This is a genomic window from Psychrobacter sp. JCM 18901 (assembly GCF_000586435.1).
In the GTDB taxonomy this organism is placed as follows: Bacteria; Pseudomonadota; Gammaproteobacteria; order Pseudomonadales; family Moraxellaceae; genus Psychrobacter.
Genome location: NZ_BAWH01000001.1, coordinates 125,527 through 151,798 on the forward strand (window position 1 = coordinate 125,527; position 26,272 = coordinate 151,798).

Here is a 26,272-nt window from a genome sequence, read left to right on the forward strand (position 1 = left end):
TCTGTCATTTCTAGCTTCTAAAATATCAATCTCTCTTTCTATCTAATCAGTTTTTCAACATTTAATATTCGTTATTAGAGTTGTCGCTACTAGCTTGTAGCACGCTTTGATACATTTTAGTCTGTGTTAATAGATTGACTCCGTTGAAGTATCGTGTTGATATAAAGAAAAGCGGCCATGGATAGTTGTGATTACTGTTGGCTGATAGCGAGATTATAGTATTTAATCAATAGTCTACCGCTCACCTCATTTATTCATGACTTCTAATAATACGAATATAGCCCTTGAACAATTCATCTACCGCCCTGATTTACTTACTAACTCATTCATAAAACTATCAATTATAAAGATAGATATAACCGTAGGAAGTTGTTATGTTAAGTCGTCATCTTGAAGTTTCTCTACGTTTAGCAATGACGCTTGCGCGCCAAAAATCGCATGAGTATCTCACTGTTGAACACCTGCTTTTGGCCTTATTAGAAAATACTCATGCTGCCAATACGTTGACTGCTTGTAATGCTAATGTCTCGGCGTTGCGTACTGAGCTTGAGATTTATATTAATAAACACACGCCAACCATCGATGCTGATACAGAACAGTCACCACAGCCGACACAAAGCTTTGATCGTATCTTGCAACGTGCTATTTTTCACGTGCAGTCGATCGGTGGTGGTCGTTTGGTGGAAGGGTCTGATATTTTGGTCTCTATGTTTTCAGAGCACGATACTTATGCTGTCTACCTACTTAAAAAACAAGGCATCAGTCGCCTTGAGCTAACCCAGTATTTATCACACGGCCAAGATAAAGAAGAGCCTTCTGAATCACGCGGTTCTGCAGGTGCTGAGCGTCGTAGTGCCTCGGAAAAGACCAGCAAAGATCCATTGGTTGAATTTGCGACCAATCTAAACCAGCGAGCTGCCGAAGGTAAAACCGATCCTTTGATTGGTCGTGCCTCTGAGATTGAACGTGCCGCCCAAGTACTGTGCCGTCGTCGTAAAAATAACCCATTGCTAGTAGGTGAGCCTGGTGTAGGTAAAACCTCTATCGCTGAAGGTTTAGCATGGTTAATCATTAACGATAAAGCACCAAAGCCACTTAACGGTTGCGTGATTTATAGCCTTGATATTGGCTCACTAATTGCGGGAACTAAGTATCGCGGTGACTTTGAAAAACGCATGAAGTCATTGCTTGATGCACTAAAGAAAAAATCAAATGCTATTCTTTTTATTGATGAAATTCATATGATTATTGGTGCTGGTTCATCTATGAGCAGCAACATGGACGTATCGAACCTTATCAAGCCAGCGCTTGCTAACGGTGAGCTACGTTGTATCGGTTCAACAACCTTTACTGAATATCGCCAAGTATTCGAAAAAGACCATGCATTGTCACGTCGTTTCCAAAAAAATCGATGTTAAAGAACCAAGTGTGGATGACACCATTGATATCCTGCGTGGTCTAAAACCTCGTTATGAAGAATTCCATAATGTTGAGTATACGGATGAAGCGTTGGTCACAGCGGTACAATTATCAGCCAAACATATTCATGAGCGTTTTTTTACCTGACAAAGCTATTGACGTAATTGACGAAGCAGGTGCGTATAAGCGCTTAGGCGTAGTGCCTGATGTCGATGATATCGAAGCGGAAGAAAGTTTCATTGCTGATTTAGAGCAAGATTTTGATGCGCAGATTGATGCTGATATCGAAGGTATCGATGGTGATACAGATAATGAAATGCAGGATGAAGCAGCGACTGCGAAAGCGAGCGATAGTGCTAAATCAGCAGATGGTGTGAAATTATCAAAAGGTCAAAAGCCACCGATGAAAATTGATGTTGCTGATATCGAAGCTATTATTGCTAAATTGGCACGTATTCCACCCAAATCTGTATCGAGTGATGACAAGAGTATCCTTGAACATTTAGATCGAGATCTGAAGCACTTGGTATTTGGTCAAGATGAGGCAATTGCCACATTGGCTGATGCTATCAAGCTATCACGTGCAGGATTAAAAGCACCAGATAAGCCAATTGGTTCGTTTATGTTTGCAGGTCCAACTGGTGTGGGTAAAACAGAAGTATCGCGTCAGCTAGCGAACCTGTTAGGTGTAGAGTTAGTACGCTTTGATATGTCAGAGTATATGGAAGCGCACACGGCATCACGCTTGATCGGTGCGCCTCCAGGTTATGTTGGCTATGATCAAGGTGGCTTACTTACTGAAAAAAATCAATCAGCATCCACATTGTGTGTTGTTGCTTGATGAGATTGAAAAGGCGCATCCAGATGTCTTTAACTTGTTACTACAAGTAATGGATCATGGTACGTTGACCGATAACAATGGTCGTGTAGCAATCTTTAAACAGGTCATCGTTATTATGACAACGAACGTTGGTGCTGATAGTATCAGTCGCTCGTCAATGGGCTTCACGCAACAAGACCATAGCCGTGATAATACAGAGTCGCTGAAACGTGTCTTTACGCCAGAGTTCCGCAATCGCTTAGACGCTATAATTCAGTTCAATCCTCTAGATACATCAGTTGTTGTATCGGTCGTCGATAAGTTCTTGGTTGAATTACAAGTACAACTTGATGATAAGCAAGTGACATTAGAGATTGATGATGATGTACGTGATTACCTAGCAGATAAAGGCTATGACCGTCTAATGGGTGCACGTCCGATGCAACGTCTGATTCAGGATGAAATCAAAAAACCATTGGCAAGTATGATTTTGTTTGGTGATTTGGTTAATGGCGGGGTAGTACATCTGACCTTAGAGCCTAAAGTCGATGATTCTCAAGAGAGTGATACGATGAAGCTTGATAAGGTATCAGACAAAGGCTCAGCTGATAGTCGTATTATTCTGACAGTCGTTGAAACTCATGAGCCACATCCTGATTCTGAGTCTCTTGCTAGCTAAGTTTTTTTGATATTGACATCATAAAAACGCTACCGTATTACTGCGGTAGCCGTTTTTTATTGCTATAATTCATCAACAAAGTGCACACCATTTTTTTGTTAGTATGATTATTTACAGTAAGCTAGCTTTAACGAAGCTATGGAACTTATAACAAGATAACAAGTATAAAAAGGACACAATATGGAACTGTTTGATGAACCGACAACCAAGACTCCAGAACAAAAACAAGCGATTTTAGACAATGTCCGTTTACCAGAAGATTGGAAAATGGCATTAGCAGATGAATTAACGTCTGAAAATATGGACAATCTACGCGCATTTTTAAAGGAAGCCTATCAGTCAGACGACAGTATCTATCCGCCTGCACCATTAATGTTCAATGCGCTGAACCTCACGCCTTTGTCACAAGTTAAAGTGGTAATCTTGGGCCAAGATCCTTATCATCGTCCAGGTCAGGCTATGGGGTTATCATTTTCTGTTCCTAAAGCCATTCCTAAGCCACCATCGTTAAATAATTTGCTCAAAGAAATGGCAGATGACATTGGCATTCGGCCTTCAGCGCATGGCGATTTGACATACTGGGCACAGCAAGGCGTTCTACTGCTTAATAGCTCACTAACTGTCCGAGAAGGCGAGCCAAACAGTCATCAGAATAAAGGTTGGGAGCAGTTTACTGATGCCGTCATCGATGCCGTCAATGAACAGACAAAGCATACCGTATTTATTTTGTGGGGTAGTAAAGCCCAGAAGAAAGGCAAGTATATCGATACGGATAAGCATTTGATTCTGACAGCGGTACATCCATCACCACTTGCAGCAAATCGTGGCGGCTTCTTTGGCACTAAACCTTTTTCTAAAACAAATGACTACTTGGTGCAGTATGGCCAAACTCCAATTGACTGGCAATTACCACAATAAATGCAAAATATACAGAATATAAGCTTAGTGCCGTATCAATCTTTAAATATTCAGGCCAGCACCTTTTGGTTAGCTGAAGATATTAAATGGATGCAACAAGCAATCCAACTTGCTAAACAAGGTGCTGAGCGAGGAGAGGTGCCTGTAGGTGCGGTATTGGTACATGAGCAGCAAGTTATTGGCCAAGGGTTTAATCAACCTATTAGTAGCCATGATGCTACTGCTCACGCAGAGATAGTTGCATTAAGAGACGCCTGTACGCGTTTAGAAAATTATCGACTGCCGCTACAGACTACTCTATATGTCACTTTAGAGCCTTGTACGATGTGTATCGGTGCTCTAATCCATGCGCGTGTAAACAAGTTGGTGTACGCAGCGAGTGAACCGCGTGCTGGGATGGTTGGTAGTCAAATGGACTTATCATTACAACCTTTTTACAACCACAGTATTCAAGCCTATAGCGGGTTATGCAGCAAGCATAGCAGTCAAATACTAAAGACATTTTTTTTCGTGAGCGTAGGCAAGCGGCGAAAAAGAATAAGGCCACTATGTAAACTCAAAATACTAATAAACAAGATATCAGTCTTGGTGCTAGTGGTCACGATGATTTTTTGCTATAATATTGCCCTATTTGATAGCACCCATCTTAATAGGCTATTAAAGACTTAACATGCGAATAAATATCGTTTTATTAATGACATATGATAAGCGATATAAGTAACGCATATTATTGAGTAAGTATTATGACTAGTTCTACACCTGATAATGTTTTACTCAATACAGAGGATAGCCATACCTCATCAGTACGCTACCCTGTTATTTGTATCGATGGTCCCAGTGGCGCTGGTAAAGGTACGGTCACATGGCGTCTAGCACAAGTGTTAGGCTATCAGTTATTAGACTCTGGTGCGCTTTATAGAATTGTTGGGCTAAAAGCCTTTGAAGCGGGTTTAATCAGCGCAGATGCCAGCCAACCAATTGACGAAGATGCTGTATTAGCATTGACTGAAAGCTTGGAGATAGCGTTTGTACCGAACAATGACTCAGGACGTGTAGATATCATTGTTAATGGACAAGCAGTAGGTGAGCAAGTACGCAATGAAACGGTCGGAGGCTATGCATCACAGATAGCTGTCTTTCCACAGGTTCGTCAAGCATTGCTAAAGCTACAACAAGATATGGCCACTCGTTCAGGTTTGGTTGCTGATGGTCGCGATATGGGTACGGTTGTTTTCCCAGATGCTGATGTTAAGGTGTTTTTGACGGCCAGTGCTGAAGCACGTGCAGAGCGCCGTGTGACTCAGTTATTGAACGCTGGTCAAACAGCAGATTTTGAAGCGATTTTAGCGACGATAAAAGAGCGTGATGACCGTGATGAAAATCGTAGTACAGCACCATCGAAGCCTGCGGCAGATGCATTATTACTTGATAGTTCAGAGCTTAGTGCTGATGCAGTATATGAGCAGGTCAAAAAGCATTGCCAAGATAAAGGTGTGTTTTTTAATAGTTAATAAAAACAACATATTAAGTACTAAAAAGTTTCCTGTAGTCCCTGTTTTTAATGTAGAATTGTACAGTTGGAAGTTAGTGTTTTTTTAACGATTAATTATTTATTAGGCTCAGTTGATAAAATTTTGTTTGATAGAATAAAGCAAGACAGTTGTTGTTAGTAAGTTTAAATATGCGCTTATTACCAACAAACGTTTTTATATATGATTGCATAAGATATAAAACCAGTATTCTCGTTTTATGCAATCATAAATTTGATCCGTACTGTGCTGGACAGGATACGGCTATACAAAGGTAGACATAATGGAATCATTTGCTGAACTATTTGAAGCGAGCATCGAAGAAACAGGCCTAGATATCGAGCGTGGCTCGGTTATCAATGGTACTGTTGTGGCCATCGATAGCGATTGGATCACAGTAGATACTGGTCTGAAATCTGAAGGTATCGTCGCTCGTGAAGAGTTTTTAAGCGAAGAAGGCGAACTTGAAGTTGAAGTTGGCGATAGTGTTGATGTCGTAGTTGAAGCGGTTGATAACGGCATGGGTCAAACCTTGCTGTCACGTGAAAAAGCTAAGCGTGTTGAAACTTGGAACTTCCTTGAAAAAATCGCTGATAACGATGAGATCGTAAAAGGTATCATTTCAAGCAAAGTTAAAGGCGGTTTCACTGTAGATATCGGTTCAGTACGCGCGTTCTTACCAGGTTCATTGGTAGATGTACGTCCTATCCGTGATACAACGCATCTAGAAGGCAAAGAGCTAGAATTCAAAGTCATCAAACTTGACCAGAAACGCAACAACGTTGTTGTTAGCCGTCGTGCAGTTATGGAAGCTGAAAACTCAGCTGAGCGCGAAGAGCTATTGAACAAGCTTGAAGAAGGCATCGAGATCGAAGGTATCGTTAAGAACCTTACTGATTACGGCGCGTTCGTTGATCTAGGTGGTATCGATGGTCTATTGCACATCACTGACATGGCATGGCGCCGTATCAAGCACCCATCTGAAGTTGTTGAAGTTGGCCAAGACCTAAAAGTTAAAGTATTGAAGTTTGACCGTGAACGCAACCGCGTTAGCCTAGGTCTAAAACAACTTGGTACTGATCCTTGGGATAACGTTGGCGGCACTTACCCAGTAGGTAGTGTTGTAAAAGCTCGCGTAACCAACTTGACTGACTATGGTTGTTTCGCTGAGATTTCTGAAGGTATCGAAGGTCTAGTACACGTATCAGAAATGGATCATACCAACAAAAACATCCACCCATCTAAAGTTGTTCAAGTGGGCGATGAAGTTGAAGTAATGATTCTTGATATCGATGAAGAACGTCGTCGTATCAGCCTAGGTATCAAACAAACTCTAGCTAACCCATGGATGAGTTTGATAAAAAAACATGAGCGCGGTGATAAAATCACTGGTACGATCAAATCAATCACTGACTTCGGTATCTTTATCGGTCTAGACGGTGGTATTGATGGTCTTGTTCATCTATCTGATATCTCTTGGAACGAAACTGGCGAAGATGCTATCCGTAACTACAACAAAGGTGACACCGTTGAAGCAATGGTATTGTCTGTAGATGCAGAAGCCAACCGTATCAGCCTAGGCGTTAAGCAGTTAAGCTCTGATCCATTCAACGAATACCTAGTCAACAATGACCGTGGTGCTATCGTTAATGGTAAAGTAAAAGAAGTAGACGCTAAAGGCGCTACTATCGAACTTGCTGACGAAGTTGAAGCTTATCTACGTGCTTCTGAAATCCAACGTGACCGCGTTGAAGATGCAACTAAGCATCTGACTGTTGGTGATGACGTTGAAGCGAAAATTATCAGTGTTGATCGTAAAACACGCAACATCAACTTGTCTATCAAAGCGAAAGACGAAGCTGAAGAGCGTCAAGCGATTAAAGATCTTGGTAGCACGAACACTACTGCTGCTCCAGGTTCTGATGCACAGCCAAAAACGATTGGTGATTTGATCAAAGAGCAAATGCAGTAAGCTGCAAACTATTGATATAAAAGTAATATAAAAAAAAGCGACTTCGGTCGCTTTTTTTTGTGATTAGATTTTATTAACACAGTTAGTAATAGAGGTTTTTAGCCAAATGGGCAAACTCTTATTCCCATTTACGTTAATATCCGCTATCATTTGCACCATTGAGTAACGAGATGATAATTATAAGCTTTTTATAGTCATAATGTGGTTTTGAAGGCCAATTTTAAGAAATTCAGTCTTTATAATTCAATTATCTAAACGCATTTACGTACTATAGAGCGTTGACTTATCATCAGCTTATCCATCAATCAACAAGGCAAGCGTAATAATGCAGCAAGCGATTAACAAATCCGAATTTATTAGTAATTTGAGTGCAAACTGTGACAACATGGCAGATACCGTGGTTGATGACGCAGTGCGTGAAATCTTAAACTTGATGACCCATACTTTAGCCAATGATGGCCGAGTCGAAGTTCGCGGATTCGGTAGTTTTTGTCTACATCATCGCCGCGCTCGTGTCGGACGCAATCCTAAAACGGGGGAGAGCGTACCAGTTCCTGCCAAAGCGATTCCACACTTCAAGCCAGGCAAGGCCTTACGCGAAGCAGTAAACGATACGGTAGCAAACGGTTAATTAAACCAGTACTGGCTATCTAACTGTCAAAATTTATCATTCCAAACTGAGGTAACTGTCTCATGCGCTTTTTACTATTTGTATTGCTATTCTTGAGCTTTGCCTATTCACTTGGTTTGGTATTGGCAAATAATACTGAGGTCGGAGTCAACCTACTGTTTTCACAAGCACCTACGATGAATCTAGGGTTGCTACTTATTTTGTGTTTGATGCTAGGTATTGTTATTGGTATTTTACTGGCATTGCTTATCTTTCGTGTGCTGCAAAATAAGTGGGAAATCTCACGTCTGCAAAAAGCAAACGCAAATCTACAAGAGCAATTGACTCAAGCCAATACAGTTATCGATCGTCAAGCAAGCGCGCCAACAGTAGATGAAGCTGTTTATGGTGCTTCTGCTGCTAATGTGCAAAGTAGTGACGCAACTAGCCTAACTGAAGGCTCTACTCTGTCTAAGCGTAGACGAGATTAAGTCGTTAAGTGATTTTTTATGTGATCTGCTAGGTGATAGCTTAACGATCGCAGTACTGACCTCAAATACGATACTTTGATAACTTCAAAATATATGGTAAAACCATGAATAATGTAATTAACTCTCCAGTTGTCGTCGCTCTAGACAATATGACGGTAGAGGCGTCTTTGGCGCTAGCTGACCGGTTAGATCCATCTCAATGTCGATTGAAAGTCGGTAAAGAGCTGTTTACGCGTTGTGGTCCTGATATAATCAAGGCATTACATCAACGTGATTTTGAAGTGTTCTTAGACTTAAAATTCCATGACATTCCGAATACCACTGCTCAAGCAGTATTGGCTGCCGCTGAGCTTGGTGTATGGATGGTGAATGTCCATGCTAGCGCAGGTCTAGAGGCCATGTCGTTGGCAAAACAGCGCTTGCTAGATAGAGATCTTGATACCTTGCTCATCGCAGTTACCGTATTGACCTCTATGGATAGTGAAGCGTTGATGCAAACAGGTATCACTGATAGCTTAGATACCCAAGTAAGCCGACTAGCACAACTGACTAAGCAAGCTGGTCTTGATGGTGTGGTTTGCTCGGCTCAAGAAGCAAAAGCACTTAAAGCGTTATGTGGTCAAGACTTCAAACTGGTAACGCCTGGTATACGACTAGCTGAAGACAATGCAGATGATCAAAAACGTATATGTACACCAAGTCAGGCGCTAATAGACGGTTCTGATTATTTAGTCATTGGCCGTTCGATCACTCAAGCCTCAGACCCTGCTGCTAAACTACAGACAATACTTCAAAGTATTTAAGTTTGAATAAATGTTAAGTAAAAAGACAGCCTAAATGGCTGTCTTTTTACTTTTTGATGGTATAGAAAAAGCTGCTACACTACTTAAATTTATTCTTACAACCTTTCTAAAATATAATAACTATATTAAAAACGCTCATTTAGCTAAATATTAGTAGTACTGCTATGAGCGTTTATCGCTAATTAGATTTTTAATAATAACGCCACTAAATGATGTTGAATAATATGAAATTACAGATATTGAGTGACTTACATATTGATAGTTATGCACGTCAATCGCACCCCGTTGGGCATATTCCTAAAACTGATGCAGATTTAGTATTAGTAGCAGGGGATACTGCTAATAGCGATAAAGGTATGCCGTGGCTGCAAGAACAAGCGGCGCGCTTAGAAGTTCCCCTGATTACTATCGCTGGTAATCATGAATACTTTGATGAAGATGTGTTGAGCTTTGACCATAAACTGGCAACTTGGGATAATTATGATGCTGTGTCTAAAAAAGGGGTTCGCGTCTTACAATGTCAGCATATCGATATCGGTGATATACGCCTTTTAGGTTGTACGCTTTGGACTGACTATCAGTATCATGCTAATGAAGACACCATGGCTGCTGCTAGGCATTTTATGCGTGACTACAAGCAGATTTACGCAGGCAATGAATTGTTTTCACCTGAAGTATCTATGCAGATTCATGCTGAGCATCGTCAGTGGCTACAGCAAGCTTTGATCGAATCTCATGAACTAGGTAAAAAAACAGTAGTCATGAGTCATCACAGCGTCAGTGCGTTATCGGTATCTGAAAAATATGCCAATCTACCAAGTAATGCGGCTTTCGTCAGTGACTTATCGGGATGGATGCACGAAGATTGGGCTCCGATGCTATGGGTACATGGACATACTCATGAAGCATTTGATTATAAAATTGGTAATACGCGAGTGATTGTCAATCCACGAGCCTATCCTAATGAGGTCAGTAGTACCGCATTAGAGTTCGCGTGGGACAAAGTCATTGATATTGGCTAGGACCGTGTGTAAATAATAGGCAAACCTCCATTTATTGTAGGTATAGACTCTTTTGAATAAAGCGTCTTTTTGAAAGAGTGAAGAATATTTAATAAGATATATTGCAACTAGATTTGTCTGTGGTTCATTCCTGATAAGAAATCTGCTAGGCTTGCTGTCATGAGTAAATATCTGAATAACACCCTGTCCAAAATATCTGCTGACAAGCTTGCGAGTCACACACCAAGCGCGCCTGCACCTTCGCACCTACCAGATAGTATGATTTCCTCCGTTAGCCTATTGCCTGAAAATAAGCGGCTGATACTATTTACCAGGCACTCTTTACGCGAGCGTTCTGATGGTAATGGCTTTGCTAGCTATCAGCTACCGTTGACTCCTAAAGGCCGTATACTGGCAAAGTCTTGGGGTCGTTGGTTATCAGGTCATCTACCATATTCGCTCGACGTCGATAGTATCTCTAGTCCTATTGGGCGTTGTATCGATACCGCGCAGCTGATGCAAGAGGGGGCAGGACTACGGCGTGACATTACGCATCAATCATTGTTGGTTGAGCCTGGCAGTCTCGTCACTGAGCCTGAAATAGCCAATCCTGTGTTCAAAGAAATTGGCGTCCTGAACTTTATTAATCGTTTTTTGCAAGGCAATCTCGAAGGGACCAAAAACACCTATCAAGGCGGTTTGGATATTCTATCGCTTTTTTTACCAGAATCAGCCGCAGCATGGCCATCTGATGCTCGCTGTGAGTCATGACACGTTGCTATCTGCGTTCTTAGCAGTCATGTTCGATGTGGTAGAGATTGATTGGAATGATTGGCCAAAGATGATGGAAGGCGTGTTCTTATGGTTCGATGATAAGCTTTGATCAAGCGAGCGCGCATTTTATTTGGCGGGGTCAGGTATATACTCGGCCGATTAGTTCATTATTAGACGGTTATCGTGCAGCTGGTTACCATCCTAGCAAGTTGCTATTGCCGCCAGAAGTGCAGTGGAATTGATGCTTTGTCCAAACATTAAAATGAGTTGATATTCGTTGAATTCGTTTCGAATAGGCATAAAAAAAACCTTGCCATGGTATTAGAACCAGTGACAAGGTTTTAGTCATTACGCTATAAAAGCGAAATGCGGTCTAACCAATACAAATCTTAAGCTTGTAGGCCTTTGATTGTTTTGTTTAGGCGGCTCTTACGACGAGCAGCTTTATTCTTATGAATAATACCTTTGTCAGCCATACGATCAAGAACTGGTACCGCTTTTTTGTAAGCTTCGGTAGCCGCGTCATAATCTTTAGCTGCGATAGCCGCATCAACACGTTTTAAGTAAGTACGAACCATAGAGCGTTGTGACGCAGAGTTCTGACGACGTTTGGTGTTTTGACGGGCGCGTTTACGAGCTTGTGCAGTATTAGCCACGCGTATCTCCTTGATAAAGATAGATAAAAATATGAATGTTGATTGCAATAATGGGTTTAACAATCATCGGTGACGAGCAGCCGTCTCGTCAAATATGATGTCGATGTCTGATATTAAAGTATCTAATATGAATAGATCATCGTAAGCGTCAGAGCTGTTTGGAATAATTAAACAGCGTTGACGTGTAAAGCCGATTATCTTAGCAAATTATTGAACTAAGGACAATATATTTGATGATTAATGCTCAAAGAAGTTACGTAATATCATCGAATTTGGGTCATTCTAGTAACTAAATCAATAGTAAGCGCTGACAGACATAGAGCGTTGATAAAATCTCTTACAATATATCCTATATAATAGCGTCAGTTATTGAGGAATTTAGGTATGATATTCTAACGATAGACCTTGATATAGGTATTTTCTCATCAATATAGTTCATCTAATGTTATATAAGTGGATAGGGTATGCAGCGAAAAGCAATTGTGATTGGCGCAACAGGGTTAGTAGGGCAGCATTTGGTAAAGCAACTGAGTGAGCTTTATGACACATTGATTGTGATTGCCCGCCGCCCGCCACGCTACATTAATGCCAGCATGCGTTTTTATCAAATCAATGATTTTGATAATCTCTCTGAAGTGTTTGCAAGTGTTGGTGCCGATCGAACCACGGATGCTTTTAGTTGTTTGGGTACGACAAAAAAAGCAGGCTGGTAGTGATGAGGCTTTTCGCAAAGTAGATCGAGACTATAACGTAAATTTTGCTAAGTTGTGTCGTGATAAAGGGGTAGAGAATTTCTTTTTACTCTCCTCAATGAATGCGGATATTGACAGTAGTTTTTTTATACAATCGAGTCAAGGCTGAGACAGAGCAGGCTGTTATGGCATTAGATTTTGGACAATTGGTCGTCTTCCGTCCGTCACTATTGCTTGGTAAGCATAAAGGTCGTCCGCTTGAAAGCATTGGTCAAAAAGCCTTTAAACTCATCTCGCCGCTCGTTTCAGAGTCACTATCGTTACATCCTATTTCTGCTAAACGCGTTGCCAGTGCTATGGCCATGAGTGCTCATGATATCTACCATCGTAGTAAATATCGTACTGAACCTCAAATTAAGCATATCGACATTATCGAAAATAAGCAGATGCTAGCGATGACCCGTGTCAAAAAATAAAAGGACAGCTTTTCTAGTGACAGATTCAGTCTCAAAACTGGAAAGCTACAGATACCGATTGTTAATTATGTCAGGACAAGTTTGCATTAGAACAAGAATACAAGAGTAAAAAACACAATAACTATTATCAAAGCATCAATAAGTATTGAAATAACAGTCAGGTGAAACACTAAAACAAGGAGCAGGAGCAATGTCAGAATCGATACAAATGGATAGAGGGAATTTTGTCACTTGTGATCTATTGGATGCCAATCCTGAGTCGCAAGTATGCTTACCAAACATCGAAGGTAAGTCATTCCGTCAGTTTGGTGCAAAAGACAAATTCTGCGGTGAAATCGTGACGGTCAAGTGCTTTGAAGACAATAGCTGTGTTAAGTCACTGTTGAATAGCGATGGCAAAGATAAAGAAGGCAGTGGCAAAGTGTTGGTTGTTGATGGCGGCGGCTCTATGCGCTGTGCACTACTAGGCGATATGATTGCACAATCGGCTATCGATAATGGCTGGGCTGGGGTTGTTGTATATGGTTGTGTCCGCGATGTTGATGACATGGCAGAGATGGATATTGGTGTGATGGCGCTTGGTTGTATCCCGCGCAAATCAACCCGCCGTGATGAAGGTCAAACGGATATCGAAATTAGTTTTGGTGATTTGACGTTGAATTCGGGTATGTTTGTTTATGCGGATAACAATGGCATCATCGCTAGCGATAAACCACTTATCAGCTGAAGTTTTAGGCTTGGCTTGACTCGCGAAAATGAAAACCTCAGCTGATAAGTTGGGGTTTTTTTGTTATGTAACGACAGTTAAAGCGCAATAATCGTTGTTAACCCTCAATCATTAATGAGTAAACTCTTAAGTGACAAACCGTTACGGCATAAGTTTTGGTAATTGCTCAAATATTCGTATAATAGCTTTCTGACTCCTTAACTTTGATTCTACTCTTTATGCCTATTACTGCTCTGACTGACGCGTTTGACCCTATTAACCAGCAGTTGTTTCCTATCCAAAATGCCGAGCGGCGTTGGCTAGCGCCTGTCCATGGTGCGGTCAGCAGTTTATGGTTGGCAAGCTTGGTGCAAACATCTATGTGGAATATTGCCGAGCGTCTAAAAGTCGTGGTGGCACGTGACCAAAACCAACTCAATCAAATAGAGACTGAGCTGGCATTTTGCGGAGTCGATGCTTATGTGTTCCCTGACTGGGAGACACTGACTTATGATGAGCTATCTCCGCATCAAGACATCGTTAGCGAACGCATTAATCTGTTGACGGATATGCCAAAAACGGGCGTGCTACTTATTTCGATACAAGCCCTCATGCATCGCGTCGCACCGCCAAGCTGGTTGATTGGACAGCATTTTGATTTGAGTGTCGGCGATCGTTTTGATATCAATACCCAGCGAGGGCTATTGGCAAAAGCAGGTTATCGCGCGGTTGAAAATGTCTTTGAACCAGGTGAGTTTGCGGTACGTGGCAGTATTATTGATATTTTTGCCATGGGTCAGCCTTTTCCGCTACGTTTAGACTTGTTCGATGATGAAATCGAAACGATTCGCTTTTTTCATCCTCAAACACAGCGTACATTGACCCCTGACGACCTTAAAGCGATGTTGACGGGCAACGATACCAGTATGGCGAAAGAGTCATTGTCACTGCTGCACAAGATGCCAGATATCTCTAAACCTATTGAACAATTTCAAATCTTGCCCGCAAAAGAGTTCCCGCTCGATGAAGGGCGTGAGACGTTCCGCACGAACTTTGCTGCGATGTTCCCTAATACCAGTAGCCGTAAGTCTGAGCTGCACAAAGACGTAATGGCAGGAATTGCCAGTAGCGGATTAGAGTATTATCAGCCGCTATTTTTTAATTTAAAAGACTGGGAGGCGGAGAGTAGTTTATTTTCCTATTTACCAAGCGATGCGTTGTTTATCACTGATGAATTAATCAATGAAAAACAAGCTGATTACTGGTCACAAATCCAGCGTCGCTACGAAGAGCGTCGTCATGACATAGATAAACCCATTGTGGCACCTGAATTGCTGTACCTACTGTCCAATGCACTGAATGAGCAGCTAAACCAGTATCCACGAGTAATATTAAGTGCTCGTGATGAACTGGCTACGATGAATGATGTGGGAGCACCAGAAAGTACAGATGCTTCTCAGCCGCAACTACCATTGGTGAGTGTCACTAAACAACAAGGACTGGTGACATTAAGTGCTCAAGAACCGCCACAGTTAGCAGTCAATCATCAAAAGTCTGAACCATTATCCGAATTGCTCGACTTCTTGGATACGCAATCAAAGACTTCAACACCCGTACTAATCGTTGCAGAGACTGCAGGCCGTCGCGAGATTCTCATTGAACTCTTCAAAGGCAAGATTGATATCAAGGCGTACGATAGCTTTGAGGCATTTTTAGCCGCAGATAAAACCAGCGCTATTGATAACAGTCATCTACCACATGTCGGTCTGACCGTAGCGCCAATTGAGCGCGGTGTCTATGTGCCTGAGCGCTTGGTGTTGATTAGCGAGACGCAGCTGTTTGGTCGTCAAGTTTTACAGACACGCCGTCGTCGCCAAAGCGGGGTATCAGAAGAATTCTTGGTTAAGAGCGTCACTGAAATAACAGATGGTAGTCCAGTGGTGCATATTGAGCATGGTATCGGTCGTTATAATGGCTTGATTACCTTAGATGTGGGCGATGGTGAGCAAGAATTTATCCATTTAAAATATTCTGATGACGCTAGTATCTATGTGCCAGTTGCCAATTTGCAAATGATTAGTCGCTATAGTGGCGGTGATCCAGCGTTAGCACCGCTACATAAGATTGGTAGTGGCAAATGGGACCGAGCCAAGCAAAAAGCATTGGAGCAAATTCATGACGTCGCTGCTGAATTGCTCAATATGCAGGCAAGACGTGAGGCCAAAGTTGGTATTCATTTTAAGATAGACCCATCACAGTATGAGCTATTCGCTAGCCAGTTTGCCTTTGAAGAAACCGCCGACCAAGCTAATGCCATTCATGCGGTAATGGAAGACATGAGACAAAACCAACCGATGGATCGTCTTATTTGTGGCGACGTTGGTTTTGGTAAAACAGAAGTCGCGATGCGAGCCGCCTTTATTGCCGTTAGTGCTGGCTATCAGGTTGCCGTACTGGTGCCTACTACGTTGCTTGCTGGTCAGCATGAAGACAATTTCCGTGATCGTTTTGCCGATTGGCCAGTTCGCATTGAAAGCTTATCGCGCTTTGGCGGCAAAAAACATCAAGAAATGGTATTGGCTGATTTGGCCGCTGGTAAAGTGGATATTGTCATTGGTACTCATAAACTGCTACAACCAGATGTGAAATTTGCCAACCTTGGCCTGATGATTGTGGATGAAGAGCATCGCTTTGGAGTGCGTCATAAAGAGCGTATCAAGGCCATTCAAACAGATGTGGATAGCATGTCTATGACTGCGACTCCGATCCCTAGAACGCTTAATATGGCGCTCTCAGGTATGCGCGATATGTCGATTATCGCCACACCGCCTGCACGACGACTTGCCATCAAAACTTTTGTGATGCAAAAGACAGAAGCCTTGATGAAAGAAGCCATATTGCGTGAGCTTCTGCGTGGTGGGCAGGTCTATCTACTACATAATGATGTTGCTAGTATTGAGCGTATGGCAGAGACCATTCGTGACCTAGTGCCAGAAGCGCGAGTAGGAGTAGCCCATGGGCAAATGCAAGAGCGTCAGCTTGAGCAGATCATGCAGCAGTTCTATCATAAAAAGTTCAACGTGTTGGTTTGCTCTACCATTATTGAAACGGGTATTGATGTGCCCAATGCCAATACGATCATCATTGAGCGTGCAGATAAGTTTGGTCTTGCGCAATTGCATCAGCTGCGAGGCCGAGTAGGGCGTAGTCATCATCAAGCGTATTGCTACTTATTAGTGCCTTCTCTGAAAGGCCTCAAAGGTGATGCCAAGCGCCGTTTGCATGCGATTGAGCGCGCCAATACCTTGGGTGCAGGCTTTATGCTGGCAAGTGAGGATTTAGAGATTCGCGGCGCAGGTGAGATATTGGGTAAGCAGCAAAGTGGCAATATGCAGGCGATTGGTTTTAGCTTATACATGGATATGCTTGAGCGGGCGACTAAAGCCATTAAAGCTGGCAAGGAACCTGATTTAAATACACCATTGTCGCTAACCAGTGAAATCAACTTACACAGCTCTGCCCTCATTCCAGAGGAATATCTACATGACGTGCATCAGCGCTTATTGTTCTATAAGCGTATTGGTAATACCGATGATAAAGAAGCATTGACGGATATTCGTACGGAGATGATAGACCGCTTTGGAGCACTGCCAGATCAAACCAAGCAGCTATTCGCCATTCATGGATTACGCTTACAAGCAGAGCCGCTGAAGATCAATAAAATTGATGCCAATAGTAGTAGTATGACGCTGGAATTTGCGCCAGATACTCCAGTTGATGCGTTAGCGATTATTAAATTGATCCAATCAAATGGTCAGCATTATCGTATGAATGGCGCATCTGGTATCCGTTACCAAAATAGCGATAAACTGGCCACACCGCAACAGCGCGTAACGGTCATACAAGAACTGCTGCGCTATTTTAGCGAGCATATGGTGACAGAGCCTGCTTAGTATATGGCTGGATATCAAGTAGGTTAGGTAGTCATTCCAAGCCAATAAATCATGGTGCTATTTTATCAACCAGATAACTGATAAAATAGCCAAACTAACTTTTTAACCTTCTGTATTTTATTTGCATTAAACAACAAGAGAACCGTCATTATGTTCCAACTTCATCATAAACTTGCTGCTGATAGTTTTTTTAGTGGGGGATTTTCCATTATCCACTTGTCGTTTAATCAATGACTGCCAATTTCCTTGGCTGATATTAGTGCCGCGTGTCTCCGGTATCAAAGAGTTATATGAGCTGTCTGAGGCAGACCAAACGCAGTTTTTACGAGAGTCGAGCTGGTTGTCGAGTCAGTTAGCCAAAACCTTTCAAGCCGATAAAATGAATGTGGCCGCTCTTGGTAATCAAGTGCCACAGCTTCACTTTCATCATATTGTCCGTTATCAAAATGATATGCAGTGGCCAAACCCAGTATGGGGTGTGCCAGCTGTGCCATATACTAAAGAAGTATTGGCGCAAATGCAGCAAACATTGATGATGGCATTACGTGGTCATCACCAAATGCCGTTTGACTGGCAAATGTAATTATCATTCTATCCTGCATTTAATAAGAATAGCTTGAACCTTAATTTTATATGTAAAAAGAGAGGCCAGATACTTAAATGTATCTGGCCTCTCTTTTTATTTAAATTTGGATAAAAACTGTAAAATCGCGAACAAACTAGACAAAAGGTCGTCTTTTAGTCATCAGTAACCTTGTTTTACCTTATTTGGAAAGTATAATATATTATTAGATATATCTTATGATAAATCGTCATAAGGGCAAATAATGCAAATGTGCTAGTGTAATGTATTCTTGTCTCTCATATCGCTCGAAACATTCAAGTGAACTTCTATATGTTCTTTTCAGAGACACTAAAATCAAGGTCGCCGCTGAAAGATGCTGGAGTTTGTCGTTTCGATTATCCAGAAGTCTTCGTGTTAATACTGACGGTTGTTTTGCGTGCTATATACTACGACTTCCGCTCTATCTCAATGGCACTATTGGTTATTATCACATTGCCAAGCCTCATGATCCTGATATACAACTACCGACGCCAGACCAGCTTTTGGACGTCTAATATCGTTATTATTCTATTATCAGTCGTCATCGGATCACTACAATGCTGTACGGTCATATCAATCAGCTTGGCTGCTTTGATTGGTGTACGTATCATTCTTAGCCGACCTGAGAATCACCTCAGACTGTTATCTGTATCTGTCGTGACTATCATTGTGTTTTTCTACGTTAGCACAGTCTTAAATGCGAATAGTATGGACTTTGATGAAGGTCTATTACCATTGATAGTAATGGTGGCAAGCTTAGGCGTTATTTTGTACCAGTTCAGGCGTATCTATCAGCAACATATTACTTTTAAAGCACGTGCCCATCAGGCCAGTGGACGCCTGAACACGATGGTATCAGTAATCAATAAGCTTACCCGTTTTGTACCACCACAAATTTGGGAGCCTATTGTCAAATCGGATAGCCCTGTTAGGGTTTCTAATAAACGCGCAAAAATAACTATCATGTTTTCAGATATCGTCGGCTTTACCGAGTTGTCTGATAGTCTAAGCTCTGATAATTTGGCAGATATTCTCAATACTTATATGCATTGCATGACATCGATTGCTGACAAACATGGTGCAGTGCTTGATAAGTTTATCGGCGATGGCATGGTATGTTTCTTTGGTGAACCGAATAGCCGCGGCTCGCGTCAAGATGCACTAGATTGTGTGGCGATGGCAATTGATATGCGCCGAGAAATGCGCACTTTACGTCAAAAATGGCGGCTAATGGGGTTTGAAGGCTTATATATACGTGTTGGTATCACCACTGGCTACTGTCACGTTGGTAATTTTGGTAGTAATAGTCGATTAAGCTATACCATCATTGGTAAAGAAGCCAATTTGGCCTCTAGGCTTGAGTCCTGTGCGGGCAAAGATCAGATATTGGTCAGTGAAAGCACTTACGATTATATATGCCATAACTATGAATGCGAGCACGTTGCCGCATTTTGCTTGAAAGGTATTGATGAAAAGATCGATGCATGGCAAGTACTTGATCCTAGTGCCAGTACAGGTCATCTGTCTAAATGGGTCGACCATACATTGCCCGGTTTCAATTTGCATTTGAATTTTAAAGATATGAAAGACAATGATTATCAAGATATTAGAGCTCGTTTAAATTTTGCGCTGGAACGCATCGAGCAAGAGGAAGAAAAAGTAGTAAAGGGCATAGTCGCAGAAAGTAAACGTGAGAATGCCAAACGTAAGTAAGCGTTACAAGTTTATCGTCTTAAAATCATATATAGAAAAAGGCCAGCTATCACATAGCTGGCCTTTTTTAATCTTAACTAGGAAGTATTATCAGTGTTTAATGATTTTCTTTAGCGTGATTGAGGGTATATTTAGGAACTTCAATGGTCAAATCCTCATCATCAAGCATGACCTGACAAGATAAACGTGAATCAGGCTCTAGTCCCCAAGCACGATCAAGTAGATCCGCCTCGATATCATCCATCTCATCCAAACTGTTGAAACCCTTGCGTACTACAACATGACATGTGGTACAAGCTTTTGACATCTCACAGGCATGCTCAATTTTAATGCCTTTTTCTAACAGTGCTTTGCATAAGTTTTCACCAGCTTGCAGCTCAACTTCTGCGCCTTCAGGGCAAATTTCGTGATGGGGTAGTACGGTAACTTTTGGCATAAATTATCTGTCCGATGCTAATCAATTTAAAAAAATATTAGAAGTTAGCTTAACGTGTCAGTTAAGCGATATATGTCGATGTATTTATTACCAGTCTTTGGCACTAGTACCGGCCATACTGGTCTTTACGCTTTGATTCATAATACGTGCAGCAAAGGCATCACTATGTGGTTTGAGCTGAGCTTGTTGCGTTTCGATAAGTGCTAAATCATCAGTGCTAAGAGAATTACGTAGCGCTTGTATATGCTCTGCTAGTGACTGTTGTTCTTCAGTAGAAAGCAACGCCGCAAATTCGTTAAGTGCCGACTCTAGGGCAAGTACTTCACGTTCCGCTTCTACTTTTGTCTCAATTAAAGAACGTGCATTTTTGTCTTCTTCTGCGTGCTTGAACCCTGCAACAAGTAACTGTTCTTTTTGCTCATCTGATAGACCATAAGAAGGCACAATCTCAATTTTGCTTTCTGTTTTGGTCGTAGTTTCTTGTGCACTGACAGTAAGCTGACCATTAGCATCAATACTAAAGGTAACTTCGATACGCGCAAACCCAGCTTTCATTGGCGGGATACCATACAGCTCAAAACGTCCCAGAGAACGACAGTTTCTACCGTTTCACGCTCACCTTGCACCACGTGAATCACCATGCCTGTTTGACCATCTTGATAAGTGGTAAACACTTGACGCTTCTTCACAGGGATAGGCGTGTTGCGTGGGATAAGTACTTCAACCAAACCGCCCATGGTCTCAAGACCCAATGATAATGGCGTTACGTCCAATAACAACAAATTGTTATCACTATCGCCATTAACCAATTGGTGAGCAGTCTGGGCAGCACCTAAAGCAACCACCTCATCTGGATTCAGGCGGCAAAGTGGCTGCTTAGCAAAAAACTCAGTCACGACTTGCTGTACGGCAGGCATACGAGTTGAACCGCCCACTAAGATAACTTCATCTAGATCTGTAGTAGACAGCTTAGCATCGCGTAGGACTTGTTCGCACACGCTTAGCGTACGGCGACTGACAGGTTCTACAATCGTTAGCACATCTGTACGGCTTAATACGCCTTGATAAGACTGACCATTGACCGTGAGATTGATATCTACTTGCTCAGCGTCAGTCAGTGCTTGTTTATAAGCCTTGGCTTGTTGAGCTAGTATTGATTTGTCGTGCAGACTTACGTCTTTTGGATCGATATTTAATTGTTTAATAATCCAATTGGTAATAAGACGATCAATATCATCGCCGCCTAGTGCGCTATTACCACCAGTTGCCAACACTTCAAAGACGCCGTCGGTAAGCTTTAAGATAGAGACGTCAAAAGTACCACCGCCCAAATCATAGATTAAGTAATAGCTTTCTTTCTTACTGTCTTCTGAAGATTGGTCAAGCCCATAAGCGACTGCCGCCGCCGTTGGTTCATTCAACAAGCGAAGTACGTTGATACCCGCTGCTTGAGCGGCATCTTTGGTTGCTTGACGCTGTGCTTCATCAAAATAAGCGGGAACCGTAATCACGGCGCCTTCAATGCTATCTGCAGGTAAAGCGCTTGCTGCACGTTGCTCAAGAGCGGCTAATACACGCGCTGATACTGCAACAGGAGAAACTTCACCTTGAGCCGTTACAAAAGCTGGCATATCGTCTTTGTTACCAGACAGCTCATAAGGATGAGAGAATTTGATATCAGCTTGACTACGACCCATAAAACGCTTAGCCGAGACGATCGTATTTTTTGGATCATCCGCTAAATGCGCTAGGGCATCATAGCCAACTAATGGCGTACCAGTCGCTGGATAATAGACAACAGACGGTAATAATGTATCTGTCGCTGCGCCTGCCTCTAAGACTTGTGCCTTACCTGAACGCACCACAGCAACCAACGAGCGTGTAGTGCCAAGGTCGATGCCCAAGCCAAATTTATGTTGGTGAGGTTGAGCGCTTTGATTGGGTTCAGCAATTTGCATTAAAGACATAAGGATAACTCAGAGATAAAATGAATAAGTGAAATGGAGCAAATATAGCATATGCAGTACGAGAACTTAACGTCGGTAATCTCATTCCATGGAATATGGATTCTGACAGTCTGATGCGCTTAGACTCAAAGATTATACGGTATCACGGTCACTATTTTAACCAAATATACAGAATTTAGCTTATTAGTGAGAGATATAACCATAGATGTTTAGACGTATAGGTCATCGTCATCTGAATGCGATGCATTTGCAACGTCATCAAGCCCCATCGTCACATCAGCATTTAGCTTAACTAAAAATTTCAGTTTCTGTGTCGCATCAATCGCTGTTTGCCAATCTTGATTTTGATAAGCACTATTAAAGCGCTCAGATTGATTTGCTAGACGCTCTGTAATTTGAGGGTGTAATTGCTGCAAGGCTGCAAGATCTTTGTCTTCGATAGCATCATCTAGATCCATACGCATCTGCATCGCATCTTCCAAAAAGTCTAAATCTGCGATTGAGTGCTCTATGTTCTGTGCTTGATCTACCATATCCAGTAAATAACCAGCACGGCTATCAGGAGCGCTTAGTGTTTGATACGCTTGATTGATCAAAGCCGATGCTTTTTCAGACTGTAACTGTGCTTGAACCATATCGGTCTGATTTTTGGCAACATTATCAGGATGAAAGCGTTTCTGCAGCAATCGCAAACGTTGCTCTAGACTGCTTTGGTTGATTTCAAATTGTACAGGCTGCTCAAATAGGGCAAAGAAGTTATCAAACTGTGGTTCTGAAGTAATATCTGTCATAATCTGATGCCTTGCTTTTTTTATTTATTTTTGAAGTCATGACCTAGCTAAGAATATCTCAATCGCTTGGGTACTTAATTATATTAGCCATTTTTCATAGCTATAGCAGAGATACCGCACTATTCTTATGAAAGTTTGTTGAAGCATAAATCTATCAGTTTTCAGCTATTAAACAATTAAACTGTAAACGACTCACCGCAACCACATTCACCTTTTTGGTTAGGGTTGGTGAATTTAAAGCCTTCGTTTAGACCTTCTTTTTCATAATCCATCAACAAGCCGTCTAAATACACGAGGCTTTTAGGATCAATAAAGATGCTAACGCCACGACTTTCATAACGCGTGTCATTCTCATCAGGGGTATCTACAAACTCTAAAACGTAAGCCAAGCCCGAGCAACCCGCCGTACGGATACCAACTCGAATGCCTTCGCCTTTGCCGCGATTGTCCAAAAAGTCTCGAACATGCTGAGCGGCGCGTTCTGTCATTTCAATCATGCCAACTCCCATTGACTATTAATCATAAATATCAATAAAAAAATCTAGATAAACTGACAACCAGAATTACAAGATTGCCAAAACAATAGGCTTGCGACTATTAGAAAACAAAAGGTGACAATTACATAAGTGTCATTGTCACCTCTTTAGCGTCAGTAGCGATTACACATTGCTACTTTAGCGTTGCTAGTACAACGTAGCGCATACGCTAGCAGGTTTAGCTTAGCTTAGATCGCAGCTTCTGCTGGAGCTGCTACGCCATGCTTACCTTTATAGTCGCTAATAGCGGCTTTAATAGCGTCTTCTGCGAGTACAGAGCAATGCACTTTTACTGGTGGTAATGCTAGCTCTTGAGCTATATCATTGTTTTTGATTTCGCCAGCTTGATCCAAGCTTTTGCCTTTTAGCCACTCAGTAACAAGCGAGCTTGAAGCAATCGCTGAACCGCAGCCATAAGTCTTGAAACGTGCATCTTCGATAATACCATTATCGTCGACTTGGATTTGTAGACGCATTACATCGCCACATGCTGGGGCACCGACCATACCGGTACCAACGTTTTTGGCATTTTTATCAAGATTACCAACGTTGCGTGGGTTTTCGTAATGATCAATAACTTGGTCACTATAGGCCATGGGGTTTTCTCCTAGTTAGATGATGAGTAGTCGTTTATCAACTTTAAATGTCTAACTACTCATCGATAATTGGGGTCAAACGCTTAATTTAATTGTCTGATCAATTGTTTAATAAATATATTGCTAGCTATACTAAAAAGCCATATTAGAAATTAGTGCTCAGCCCACTCGACTGAATTTAGATCAACACCTTCTTGATACATATCCCAAAGTGGTGATAGGGCACGTAGTTTATCAACAGCTTCATGCATCTGTTTGATAACAGTATCGATGTCTTCGTCAGTAGTATAACGGCCGAAGCTGAAACGGATTGAGCTATGTGCCAATTCATCTGGGCGACCGATTGCACGTAGTACATATGATGGCTCAAGCGTTGCTGAGGTACAGGCTGAACCTGACGATACCGCTAAGTCTTTAAGTGACATCATCAATGACTCGCCTTCAACGAAGTTAAAGCTGATGTTTACAATATTTGGTACGCTATTCTCAAGATCACCGTTTAAGTAAATCTCTTCGATATCTTGTAGGCCATCCCAAAGTTTTTGACGTAGTTTGGCTGCATGTGCATGGTCGGCTTCATAGCTTTCATTAGCTAAAGCAAATGCGGCGCCTAGACCAACGATCTGATGCGTCGGTAGAGTACCTGAACGCATACCGCGCTCATGACCACCGCCGTGTTGTTCAGCTTTCAAGCGAATACGTGGCTTACGACGAACAAACAATGCGCCGATACCTTTAGGACCGTATGCTTTATGACCTGAGAAGCTCATCAAATCAATTTTCATTTCTTCAAGATTGATTTTTACTTTACCAACAGACTGTGCACCATCAACATGAAAAACTACGCCAGCTTCGCGAGTGATTTCACCAATCGCTGCAACATCAGTAATAGTACCAAGCTCATTGTTCACCATCATAAGTGATACTAAAATCGTATCATCACGTAGTGCTTCTTTTACTTGCTCTGGCAGGATAAGACCTGTGCTTGGCTGTGGCTCAAGATACGTAATCTCAAAACCTTCTTGCTCAAGCTCACGGCAAGTATCTAATACAGCTTTGTGCTCAATTTTACTGGTAATGATATGTTTGCCACGAGACTGATAAAAATGTGCTGCACCTTTAATGGCTAGGTTGTCAGACTCAGTTGCGCCAGAAGTAAAGACGATTTCGCGTGGATCAGCGTTGATTACTTCAGCAACTTGACCGCGAGCAGTTTCTACTGCTTCTTCCGCTTGCCAGCCGTAACCATGTGAGCGTGAAGCTGGGTTACCAAAGACACCATCTACAGTCAAATACTCGCTCATTTTAGCAGCTACTGATTTAGCAACTGGAGTAGTGGCGGCATAATCTAAGTATATAAGGTTGTTATGTTGGCTCATGCTGGGTTTGCCTCGCTGTTCGATAGGGTAATAGTATTAATGTCTTTTATGGAAATATCTTTTGTAGAGGTGTGCTGACGCTCTGAGACTGACTGCACGTTTTCCATATCTAATAATTGCGCTAATGTTATATTTTTCAAGTACTGTTCGATATGATTTGATAGTGCACACCACAGATCGTGAGTTAGGCACATTGTACCACCTTGACAGTCACCGCGTCCTTCACACTGCATCGCGTTTACTGACTCATCAACCGCAGATATAATGCTCATCACATCTATCTCATTCAATGGCTTAGCTAGGTGATAACCACCTGCAGCACCGCGAATACTCGTGACAAGGCCGCGTTTGCGGAGCTTAGAAAATAACTGTTCAAGATACGATATTGAAATCGATTGTCGTTTGGCGATATCGGATAATGATACAGCACTGTCTTGTTGGCTAGTCTGTAATGCCAAATCTAATAATGCGGTAACAGCGTATCTGCCCCGAGTAGTCAAACGCATGTGTTATCTCCAAACTTAATGTCATTTATGTTTAACAACGATCTTAGCTAAAAGTCTTAATAAGTACTCATAAGATAAAAAGAGCAACCAATAATACGTCAGCTAAGTTTTGTCTTATCGTTATTGAACAACAGATGATTAACCCGATGTGTGCAACGATTAAGGTAATTATACTTAATCCCGAGTAATTTAGTCAAGATTAAAGTGTGGTTCAATGGTTAATCAAGCTTATTGCTGTAATTGAT

Annotated in this window: 18 protein-coding genes and 5 pseudogenes; 15 read left to right on the forward strand and 8 right to left on the reverse strand. The window is 41.9% G+C overall.

The annotated features are described in order from the left end of the window. Positions 1–374 precede the first annotated feature (374 nt). The 10 genes and pseudogenes from TT11_RS00610 to TT11_RS00655 all read left to right on the forward strand — a co-directional run bounded on the left by TT11_RS00610 (position 375) and on the right by TT11_RS00655 (position 11,258). A pseudogene (locus tag TT11_RS00610) lies at positions 375–2,918 on the forward strand (AAA family ATPase). A 180-nt stretch (positions 2,919–3,098) separates the two neighbouring features. Beyond that, positions 3,099–3,836, forward strand: coding sequence for a uracil-DNA glycosylase (locus TT11_RS00615; RefSeq protein WP_261868746.1), 738 nt, complete (start codon positions 3,099–3,101; stop codon positions 3,834–3,836). Between the two features lie 90 nt (positions 3,837–3,926). Beyond that, entirely contained in the window at positions 3,927–4,505 is a 579-nt protein-coding gene (gene tadA / locus TT11_RS00620) for a tRNA adenosine(34) deaminase TadA (RefSeq protein WP_370587728.1), read from the forward strand. A 74-nt stretch (positions 4,506–4,579) separates the two neighbouring features. Continuing rightward, positions 4,580–5,347, forward strand: coding sequence for a (d)CMP kinase (gene cmk, locus TT11_RS00625; protein ID WP_261868747.1), 768 nt, complete (start codon positions 4,580–4,582; stop codon positions 5,345–5,347). Positions 5,348–5,648: 301 nt separating this feature from the next. Beyond that, on the forward strand, positions 5,649–7,337 hold the full coding sequence (gene rpsA / locus TT11_RS00630; protein WP_261868748.1) for a 30S ribosomal protein S1: 1,689 nt from the start codon (positions 5,649–5,651) through the stop codon (positions 7,335–7,337). A 325-nt stretch (positions 7,338–7,662) separates the two neighbouring features. Further along, positions 7,663–7,968, forward strand: coding sequence for an integration host factor subunit beta (locus tag TT11_RS00635; protein WP_261868749.1), 306 nt, complete (start codon positions 7,663–7,665; stop codon positions 7,966–7,968). A gap of 62 nt (positions 7,969–8,030) precedes the next feature. Continuing rightward, entirely contained in the window at positions 8,031–8,438 is a 408-nt protein-coding gene (locus tag TT11_RS00640) for a lipopolysaccharide assembly protein LapA domain-containing protein (RefSeq protein ID WP_102091942.1), read from the forward strand. 104 nt (positions 8,439–8,542) lie between these two features. Beyond that, complete coding sequence (gene pyrF / locus TT11_RS00645; protein WP_261868750.1) at positions 8,543–9,241, forward strand: orotidine-5'-phosphate decarboxylase; 699 nt, start codon at positions 8,543–8,545, stop codon at positions 9,239–9,241. 209 nt (positions 9,242–9,450) lie between these two features. Beyond that, a complete protein-coding gene (locus tag TT11_RS00650) occupies positions 9,451–10,263 on the forward strand; it encodes a metallophosphoesterase (protein ID WP_261868751.1) in 813 nt (270 codons plus the stop codon). Positions 10,264–10,422: 159 nt separating this feature from the next. Continuing rightward, a pseudogene (locus TT11_RS00655) lies at positions 10,423–11,258 on the forward strand (histidine phosphatase family protein). A gap of 147 nt (positions 11,259–11,405) precedes the next feature. Here TT11_RS00655 and rpsT read toward each other — a convergent pair. Continuing rightward, entirely contained in the window at positions 11,406–11,672 is a 267-nt protein-coding gene (gene rpsT, locus TT11_RS00660; RefSeq protein WP_010200097.1) for a 30S ribosomal protein S20, read from the reverse strand. A 464-nt stretch (positions 11,673–12,136) separates the two neighbouring features. Here rpsT and TT11_RS16785 point away from each other — a divergent pair. From TT11_RS16785 to TT11_RS00690, 5 genes and pseudogenes are all read left to right on the forward strand, one after another. Then, a pseudogene (locus tag TT11_RS16785) lies at positions 12,137–12,840 on the forward strand (NAD-dependent epimerase/dehydratase family protein). Between the two features lie 190 nt (positions 12,841–13,030). After that, on the forward strand, positions 13,031–13,567 hold the full coding sequence (gene rraA, locus TT11_RS00675; RefSeq protein ID WP_261868754.1) for a ribonuclease E activity regulator RraA: 537 nt from the start codon (positions 13,031–13,033) through the stop codon (positions 13,565–13,567). A gap of 218 nt (positions 13,568–13,785) precedes the next feature. Beyond that, positions 13,786–17,499 carry a transcription-repair coupling factor gene (mfd, locus tag TT11_RS00680; RefSeq protein ID WP_261868755.1) on the forward strand — a complete coding sequence of 1,238 codons (3,714 nt, stop codon included), beginning with the start codon at positions 13,786–13,788 and terminating at the stop codon, positions 17,497–17,499. 150 nt (positions 17,500–17,649) lie between these two features. Beyond that, a pseudogene (locus TT11_RS00685) lies at positions 17,650–18,082 on the forward strand (HIT domain-containing protein). A 414-nt stretch (positions 18,083–18,496) separates the two neighbouring features. Next, positions 18,497–19,816, forward strand: a complete 1,320-nt coding sequence (locus tag TT11_RS00690) for an adenylate/guanylate cyclase domain-containing protein (protein WP_261868756.1) — start codon at positions 18,497–18,499, stop codon at positions 19,814–19,816. 97 nt (positions 19,817–19,913) lie between these two features. Here the strand turns inward: TT11_RS00690 and fdx are convergent, their stop codons facing one another. From fdx to TT11_RS00725, 7 genes and pseudogenes are all read right to left on the reverse strand, one after another. Next, positions 19,914–20,252: an ISC system 2Fe-2S type ferredoxin gene (fdx, locus tag TT11_RS00695; protein ID WP_101206134.1), complete on the reverse strand. Its 339-nt coding sequence runs from the start codon at positions 20,250–20,252 to the stop codon at positions 19,914–19,916. Between the two features lie 87 nt (positions 20,253–20,339). Further along, a pseudogene (gene hscA, locus TT11_RS00700) lies at positions 20,340–22,219 on the reverse strand (Fe-S protein assembly chaperone HscA). Between the two features lie 209 nt (positions 22,220–22,428). Then, a complete protein-coding gene (gene hscB, locus TT11_RS00705) occupies positions 22,429–23,010 on the reverse strand; it encodes a Fe-S protein assembly co-chaperone HscB (protein WP_261868757.1) in 582 nt (193 codons plus the stop codon). A gap of 176 nt (positions 23,011–23,186) precedes the next feature. Further along, positions 23,187–23,507 carry an iron-sulfur cluster assembly protein IscA gene (iscA, locus tag TT11_RS00710; RefSeq protein WP_021814983.1) on the reverse strand — a complete coding sequence of 107 codons (321 nt, stop codon included), beginning with the start codon at positions 23,505–23,507 and terminating at the stop codon, positions 23,187–23,189. Positions 23,508–23,734: 227 nt separating this feature from the next. After that, entirely contained in the window at positions 23,735–24,142 is a 408-nt protein-coding gene (gene iscU, locus TT11_RS00715) for a Fe-S cluster assembly scaffold IscU (protein ID WP_261868758.1), read from the reverse strand. Between the two features lie 152 nt (positions 24,143–24,294). Continuing rightward, positions 24,295–25,521, reverse strand: a complete 1,227-nt coding sequence (locus TT11_RS00720) for an IscS subfamily cysteine desulfurase (RefSeq protein WP_057759220.1) — start codon at positions 25,519–25,521, stop codon at positions 24,295–24,297. Next, on the reverse strand, positions 25,518–26,027 hold the full coding sequence (locus TT11_RS00725) for an Rrf2 family transcriptional regulator (RefSeq protein WP_057759222.1): 510 nt from the start codon (positions 26,025–26,027) through the stop codon (positions 25,518–25,520). The genes TT11_RS00720 and TT11_RS00725 overlap by 4 nt, the downstream gene beginning before the upstream one ends. Positions 26,028–26,272: the final 245 nt, after the last annotated feature.